This is a genomic window from Streptococcus sp. 2100 (genome assembly GCF_013276335.1).
Lineage (GTDB): Bacteria > Bacillota > Bacilli > Lactobacillales > Streptococcaceae > Streptococcus > Streptococcus pseudopneumoniae.
In genome coordinates this window covers 20,347-27,632 of the sequence record NZ_VMKV01000008.1, presented here as the reverse complement: position 1 = coordinate 27,632, position 7,286 = coordinate 20,347, and the positions used below count along the sequence as shown (strand labels likewise).

The following is a 7,286-nucleotide window of genomic DNA, read 5'->3' as shown; positions in this document are numbered from 1 at the left end:
CTGACTTCGTCAGTTCTATCTGCAACCTCAAAACTGTGTTTTGAGCTGACTTCGTCAGTTCTATCTGCAACCTCAAAGCTGTACTTTGAGCAGCTTACGGCTAGTTTACTCTTTGATTTTCATTGAGTATGAAACTAAATTTCAAACACATAGTCCTTTTATTATACTGCAAGAAGATATAGTTTTCAATTATAGTTTTTCTCTAACTAGCTATAGTCTATTTTTATATCCTAATGTAGAGAAAACAGCCCTAGGGACTGTTTTTCATTAATAATGCATCAAAACTTTGTAATCGTAGTCACCGATTTTTTCACGGCCGTTCAATTCATCCAATTCAACAAGAAAGGCACAACCTGCTACAACACCACCAAGTTTTTCAATCATTTCGATAGTTGCCTTAACAGTTCCACCTGTTGCCAAGAGATCATCTACGATAAGAACGCGTTGACCTGGTTTGATTGCATCCGCATGCATAGTCAAGGTATCAACACCGTACTCTTTTTCATAGTCAGCAGAAATGACTTCACGTGGCAATTTACCTGGTTTACGAACAGGTGCAAAACCAATTCCCAACTCAAAGGCAACTGGACAGCCCACAATAAATCCACGAGCCTCAGGCCCTACAACCATGTCAATTTTCTTGTCAGTAGCATACTGAACAATTTCACGAACAGCGTAGCTATAAGCATTTCCATCAGCCATCAAAGGACTAATATCACGGAAGGTGATACCTTCTTTTGGATAATTTTCAATTGTTGCAATGTAATCTTTTAAATTCATCTTTTTCTTTCTTTCAAAGTTTTTACTCTCTATTATAGCATATTTTCCAGTAAAGAAGAAAGGGAAAACAATATTTCATTTGCTAGTCACCCTATAAGTCAAATAAGACGACCATTTTTATTCAAGGCACGTCACAAGATAGATACATAATATGACTTCCCTAGCAAAAAGGAGAGAAGCATTTTGTTTCTCTCCCTAGATTAACTGATATCTCTCCACTACAATCGATAAAGAGATATCTTTTCTTGTAGTGCTTTGAATTTTATTTATTTTAATAGACTGTTTTTTCAGTTTCTACATCGAAGAAGTGTGCTTTGTTCAAGTCAAATCCAAGTTCAACTGTTGCACCTGTTTGCAAGTAATCACGAGCATCAACTTTAGCAACAAATTCGTCTTTACCAACTTGGCAGTATAGGTGAGATTCTGAACCAAGCAGTTCTGATACAGAGATAGTCGCTTTTACAACACAGTCTGGGAATGTTTCAAGGAAAGCAGGTTCTGCATTCACATCTTCTGGACGGATACCGAAAATCAACTCTTTACCTTCGTAGCCTTTTTCGCGAAGAACTTTCAATGCTCCTTCTGGAACTTTCAAACGGAAACCATCAGAAATAATTTCGCTACCAACTAATTTCACATTGATGAAGTTCATTGCTGGGCTTCCGATGAATCCTGCAACGAATTTGTTAACTGGGTTTTTGTAAACTTCTTGAGGAGTACCGATTTGCTCAACACGTCCGATAGTACCTGTACCAGCAGGGTTCTTAGTTGCTGACATGATAACGATACGGTCTGCAAGTGTCATCGCTTCTGTTTGGTCGTGAGTTACGTAGATAGTTGTAGCTCCGATACGACGGTGGATTTTCGCAATTTCAGCACGCATTGATACACGAAGTTTAGCATCCAAGTTTGACAAAGGTTCGTCCATCAAGAATACTTTTGCATCACGGACGATGGCACGACCCATGGCAACACGTTGACGTTGACCACCTGAAAGGTCAGCTGGTTTACGTTCCAAAAATTCTTTCAATCCAAGAATTTCAGCTGCTTCTTGCACACGTTTGTCGATGTCTTCTTTGCTGTATTTACGCAATTTCAAACCGAAAGCCATGTTGTCATAAACAGTCATGTGTGGGTAAAGAGCGTAGTTTTGGAATACCATGGCGATGTCGCGGTCTTTTGGAGCTACATCGTTGACAACCACGCCATCGATAGATGCAGTACCTTCTGTGATGTCTTCAAGACCAGCAATCATACGGAGTGTAGTTGATTTACCACATCCTGAAGGACCTACAAAAACGATAAATTCTTTATCTTTGATGTTCAAGTTGAAATCTTCAACTGAATAGTGTTCGCTGTTTGGATATTTTTTGTAAATATTTTTAAGATTCAATTCTACCATGAGGTGAACTCCTTTTGTTTTTGATAATTATATTATAGATGAAAACGTTTTACATTTCTATGGCAAGGTGACCAAAAAAACAAAAAAATTCTGTGCAACTTGCACAAAACTTTAGAGAATATCGGAGAATTTGAAGAAGATAATCTTTATTATTCTTCTATACAAAAGCAGAAACAAGGATCAGCTTTCCCATATTTTCGCTGATTCTCCACTACATTTGACTGGATTCTAATTTTTTAGAGAAATACAAAAGAGCTAGCCTAAGCTAACTCTTATCCTATGCGGAGAGAGGGACTTGAACCCTCACGACCTAAAGCGGTCACAGGATCCTTAGTCCTGCGCGTCTGCCAATTCCGCCATCCCCGCGTCGATTACTTTACTAGTATATCAACTTTTGGGATGCTTGTCAACACTTTTTTTCAATTTTTTTCATTTCATCAACCAAATTACTCTAAAATTTCATTTAGATTTTCATCTACTAACTTAGCTCCAAGTGTATTTTTGAAATGACCTAGGGCAAATTGATGATTTTCAGGCCAGATGGAAGCAACAGCTGGTTGAACAATCTCGATGTCATAACCTAGATTATAGGCATCAATAGCTGTATGCAGGACACAGATATCCGTCAAGACACCTGTTAAGATAACTGTAGAAATGCGACGCTCTCTCAAACGAATATCTAGGTCAGTCCCTGAAAAAGCTGAGTAATGGCGTTTATCCATCCAAAAGACACGACTGTCTGAACCATGCTCTTGATAAAAGATCCCCAAGTCTCCGTATAAATTGCGTCCACTAGTCCCAATCAGATTATGAGGAGGAAATAGTTTACTTTCTGGATGAAAACAATCGTTTTCTTCATGAGCATCAATAGTAAAGAAGATATAATCTCCCCGTTCAAAAGCTAATCGAGTCACCTTGCTAATGGCATCCGAAATAGCCTGAGCTGGAGCCCCTGCTGTCAATTTACCACTATCAGCAACAAAATCTTCTGTATAATCAATCGAAATTAAAGCTTTAGTCATTAGTAATCTCTTTTCTTCACTTCTTCAAAAATATCTGAAATCAAGACCTTAAGGTAGGTTCCCTTCATTCCAAGTGAGCGACTTTCAATAATTCCCGCAGATTCAAGTTTACGAAGGGCATTGACAATCACAGAGCGGGTAATTCTGATACGGTCTGCAATCACTGATGCAGTCAACTGCCCTTCATTTCCATTTAATTCCCCTAAAATTGCTGAAACAGCACGGAGTTCGGAGTAAGAAAGGGTATTAACCGCCATGGTGACAGCAGTACGGCGACGGATATTTTTCTCATCTTCTTCACGCTGGAAGTTAAGAAGCTGAATCCCAACAACGGTACTGGCAATCTCAACAAGAATCAAGTCCTCATCTTCGAATTTTTTATCATTGCGCCAAATAATCAAAGAACCAAGGCGAATCCCCGATACATGAATCGGTGCAATAGTCGTCAAGCCATCTGGAAAATCTTCTCTACTCTCAACAGGGAAAATACTCATATCATGCTCAACAGGCAAATTTGCTTCTGTTTCGTAAATCATATTAGCCCCTTGAACGTAGTCATCTGGGAAAATCTTAGTTTGGAAGAATTGCTCTACGCGATCTGTATTTGTTTTATAACGCATAAAATAGCCAAGCAGACGTCCCTTACTATTGATAATGCAGGCATTGCAATGAATAATATCCGCTAACTGACGCGTAATAGCGTTGTAAGGAAGCTCATCCTGAAACTGCTCCTCTGAGCGCTTCAAAATTGATGTAATCTTTCTTGTTTTTTCTAATAAATGTGCCATTTTTCACCTCGAATTTAATCGCTATCATTATAACATAAACAGATTGAATTTTCAATTATTATCTGAAAATTGCTTATTTAATTGCAATTTAGACTAGCTGAAATATTTTAGAAAATTATGTTTTCTTATTGACAACCTAATTTATATTTGATATTATATCATTATAAGAAGGTGGGTTGATAATACCTTTCCATTTCACCTATCCTTTGCTATCACCATCTTCTTTCACCCTTGGTCTCCTTATATAAAAAAGCGATTCATTTTGAACCGCTTTTTCTTATTTATCTCCCTTGTTACGAATAACAAAGCCTGTTTGCTTTTCACTTGAAGTATTGCGTGGTTTTTTATTATCCTTACGGTAACGTCTGTCTTTATCAAAACGATCATTGCCACGACTTCCTTTTTTGAAATCATCCCGACGACCATTACCACGGCGATCACGGTCTCGACGATCACGGTCTCGACGGTCATCTCCACGACGACCTCCCTTAGCTTTACCACCGAAGCCATTACCTGATGGTTTAAATGGCAGTGGTTTTTCACGCGCAATCTCCACTTCTGGAAGGCTATCCGGATCTTGAACAGTCAGACTCAAGATATACATTGCCAATTCTTCTGGAGTAAATTCGGCAGCTAGCTTACGAGCATCCTTACCAAATTTCTCAAAGTTAGCACGGATAGTCTCATCTGCAAAATCACGTTCGATTTTCTTGAGAGCTACCTGTTTTTTAGCTTGGAAGGCTTCTTCTGCACTTGCAGGTTTGAGACCTTTCATGCGTTTCTTGGTCAAGTTTTCAATGATTTGGAGGTAGCCCATTTCATTTGGTGATACGAAAGTAATAGACTGACCTGACTTACCGGCACGACCTGTACGACCGATACGGTGAACATAACTTTCAGGATCTTGTGGAATATCGTAGTTATAGACATGGGTCACACCTGAAATATCCAAACCACGCGCTGCAACGTCCGTCGCAACTAGAACATCCAGATTTCCATTTTTAAAGTCACGAAGGACACGAAGACGTTTGTTTTGGTCTAGGTCTCCATGAATTCCTTCTGCACGGAAGCCACGGATTTTCAAACCACGAGTCAATTCATCCACACGACGTTTGGTACGACCAAATACGATAGCAAGCTCAGGTTGCTCCACATCCATGAGACGTGTCATAGTATCAAATTTTTCTTGTTCCTTAACTCGGATATAGTATTGATCAACCAATTCTGTTGTCAATTCCTTAGCAGCAATCTTCACATGCTCAGGTTCTTTCATAAACTGAACACCGATACGTTTGATGGCATCTGGCATAGTTGCTGAGAAAAGAAGAGTTTGTCGATTTTCAGGGACACGGGAGATGATAGCTTCAATGTCTTCAAGGAAGCCCATGTTGAGCATTTCATCCGCTTCGTCAAGGATAAGCGTTTCAATATCTTGTAATTTCAAGGCCTTGCGTTTGATCAAGTCTAAGAGGCGACCAGGTGTTCCCACCACGATATGGGCACCAGATTTAAGAGCCTTAATTTGTTTTTCAATGCTTGATCCGCCGTATACTGAGCGGACTTTGACTCCCTTGCTACGACCAAAACGGAACAATTCCTCTTGACTTTGGACAGCGAGTTCACGAGTTGGAGCGATCACCAAGGCTTGGATAGTCGCTTCTTCTGTACGGATTTTTTCAAGGGTAGGCAAGCCAAAGGCTGCAGTTTTTCCTGTACCAGTCTGAGCTTGACCGATAACGTCCTTGCCTTCAAGGGCCAAGGGAATGGTTTGTTCTTGGATCGGACTGGCTTCTACAAAACCAGCTTTTTCAATCTCTGCTAGCAAATCAGCAGACAAGTTTAATTCATTAAATTTCACGTTGTTCTTCTTTCTAAAGGTGGTGCGAAGCCACCCCATAGGGCTTAGTGTATACTTTTCTTTTTATGACGTATTTTCATATACTGGATATAAAATCGTGTTGCTTCTTTTCCACAAAAGAAAAGTACTGTTTTCTTTGCAACCTATCTAGTATAACACAAGACCAGAGCAAAAGATAGCCCAATTTCTCTAGAAAATCATGTAAGCGGTTTTTGGCTTTCCTTTTTGATTGAACGACCTAGATAATAAGACAAAGCCAAGGCGATACTATATAAAATGATAAAAACGAACAAGGTTTGTGTGTAAGAATGAGCCATTTTATAAGTCTCTGCTAATAAAATAGGTCCCGCTAAACCAGCCATTGCCCAAGCCGTTAAAATATAACCATGCAGAGCGGCCAATTCCTTGGTTCCAAAAATATCACTGAGATAAGCTGGAATCAAAGAAAAACCAGCTCCATAGCAAGTCATCAAAATAGACATAGCGACTACAAATAAAACGGAATCTGTAAAGAGCCAAAGTGAGAGAGAAAAGAAAAGATTGACAAGCAGTAATATACTAAAGGTTAGAGGGCGACCGATATAGTCAGACAAACTCGCCCAAAGCAAGCGACCAAATCCATTGAAAATCCCCAAAACGCCCACCATTACTGCTGCATGACTTGTAGACAAGCCAGCCATCTCCTGTGCCATTGGCGATGCCGCTGAAATTAAGCCTAAACCACAAGCTATGTTGATAAAGAAAATAATCCAAAGTATATAAAACCGATTGCTTTTTAGAGCCTGATTTGCAGTCATCCCTTGCGTCAAAGAGGCTGTTTTTTCTTTCCCTGAAACAGATAAAATTGCAAGCTCTTGCTCATTTGGACGCTTAATGAATTGTGAAGCTAGGAGCATGATAATAAAGTAACTTGCACCTAAAATATAAAAAGTTTCTACAAGCCCTACCCCTGCGATGAGATGTTGCGCTATGGGACTAGTCAATAAAGAAGCAAAACCAAACCCCATAATCGCTAAACCTGTTGCGAGACCACGTTTATCAGGAAACCATTTTATAATCGTTGACACAGGGGTAATGTAGCCTGCTCCCAAACCAAGCCCACCTAAAATTCCATAAGCGAGATACAACAACCACAGCTCCTGACGGTCTATTGCAAATCCTGTTAAGATATTTCCACCTGCGTATAGAAAAGCAGATAGACTCCCCATGACTCTCGGACCAAATTTTTCTACCAAACGCCCCATAAATGCAGCCGATAAGCCTAAACAAAAGATTGCTAGACTAAAGGCAAAGGCAACAGAAGCCTGATCCCATCCCGTTTTTTCAATAATAGGGTTACGATAAACACTCCAAGCATAAGTCGAACCCAGCATTAAGTGTAAAATGACCCCAGCAAAGGCAATAATATAGCGATTCGATTTCATAAAACCTCCTAT

The 7,286-nt window shown here is 39.7% G+C and carries 6 protein-coding genes and 1 tRNA gene; all 7 read right to left on the bottom strand.

Annotated features, from left to right (window positions below; translation table 11 throughout):
• Positions 1–267 precede the first annotated feature (267 nt).
• The 7 genes from HT669_RS01380 to HT669_RS01350 all read right to left on the bottom strand — a co-directional run bounded on the left by HT669_RS01380 (position 268) and on the right by HT669_RS01350 (position 7,274).
• Positions 268–780 carry an adenine phosphoribosyltransferase gene (locus HT669_RS01380; RefSeq protein WP_001049320.1) on the bottom strand — a complete coding sequence of 171 codons (513 nt, stop codon included), beginning with the start codon at positions 778–780 and terminating at the stop codon, positions 268–270.
• Positions 781–1,051: 271 nt separating this feature from the next.
• A complete protein-coding gene (gene ugpC, locus HT669_RS01375; protein WP_000229957.1) occupies positions 1,052–2,182 on the bottom strand; it encodes a sn-glycerol-3-phosphate ABC transporter ATP-binding protein UgpC in 1,131 nt (376 codons plus the stop codon).
• Positions 2,183–2,462: 280 nt separating this feature from the next.
• Positions 2,463–2,548: transfer RNA gene (locus HT669_RS01370), tRNA-Leu, on the bottom strand.
• An 80-nt stretch (positions 2,549–2,628) separates the two neighbouring features.
• On the bottom strand, positions 2,629–3,204 hold the full coding sequence (locus HT669_RS01365) for an isochorismatase family cysteine hydrolase (protein WP_000158719.1): 576 nt from the start codon (positions 3,202–3,204) through the stop codon (positions 2,629–2,631).
• On the bottom strand, positions 3,204–3,992 hold the full coding sequence (gene codY, locus HT669_RS01360; RefSeq protein WP_172922192.1) for a GTP-sensing pleiotropic transcriptional regulator CodY: 789 nt from the start codon (positions 3,990–3,992) through the stop codon (positions 3,204–3,206). Before codY ends, HT669_RS01365 begins: the two co-directional genes overlap by 1 nt.
• 277 nt (positions 3,993–4,269) lie before the next feature.
• The gene (locus tag HT669_RS01355) at positions 4,270–5,850 is read right to left on the bottom strand and encodes a DEAD/DEAH box helicase (RefSeq protein WP_000671122.1); all 1,581 of its coding nucleotides are present in this window, start codon (positions 5,848–5,850) and stop codon (positions 4,270–4,272) included.
• 197 nt (positions 5,851–6,047) lie between these two features.
• The gene (locus tag HT669_RS01350) at positions 6,048–7,274 is read right to left on the bottom strand and encodes an OFA family MFS transporter (protein WP_000841590.1); all 1,227 of its coding nucleotides are present in this window, start codon (positions 7,272–7,274) and stop codon (positions 6,048–6,050) included.
• Between the last annotated feature and the right edge of the window lie 12 nt (positions 7,275–7,286).

Coding starts and splice junctions, on each gene's coding strand:
- HT669_RS01380 (WP_001049320.1), bottom strand. CDS start 780: ATGAATTTAAAAGATTACATTGCAACAATTGAAAATTATCCAAAAGAA.
- ugpC (WP_000229957.1), bottom strand. CDS start 2,182: ATGGTAGAATTGAATCTTAAAAATATTTACAAAAAATATCCAAACAGC.
- HT669_RS01365 (WP_000158719.1), bottom strand. CDS start 3,204: ATGACTAAAGCTTTAATTTCGATTGATTATACAGAAGATTTTGTTGCT.
- codY (WP_172922192.1), bottom strand. CDS start 3,992: ATGGCACATTTATTAGAAAAAACAAGAAAGATTACATCAATTTTGAAG.
- HT669_RS01350 (WP_000841590.1), bottom strand. CDS start 7,274: ATGAAATCGAATCGCTATATTATTGCCTTTGCTGGGGTCATTTTACAC.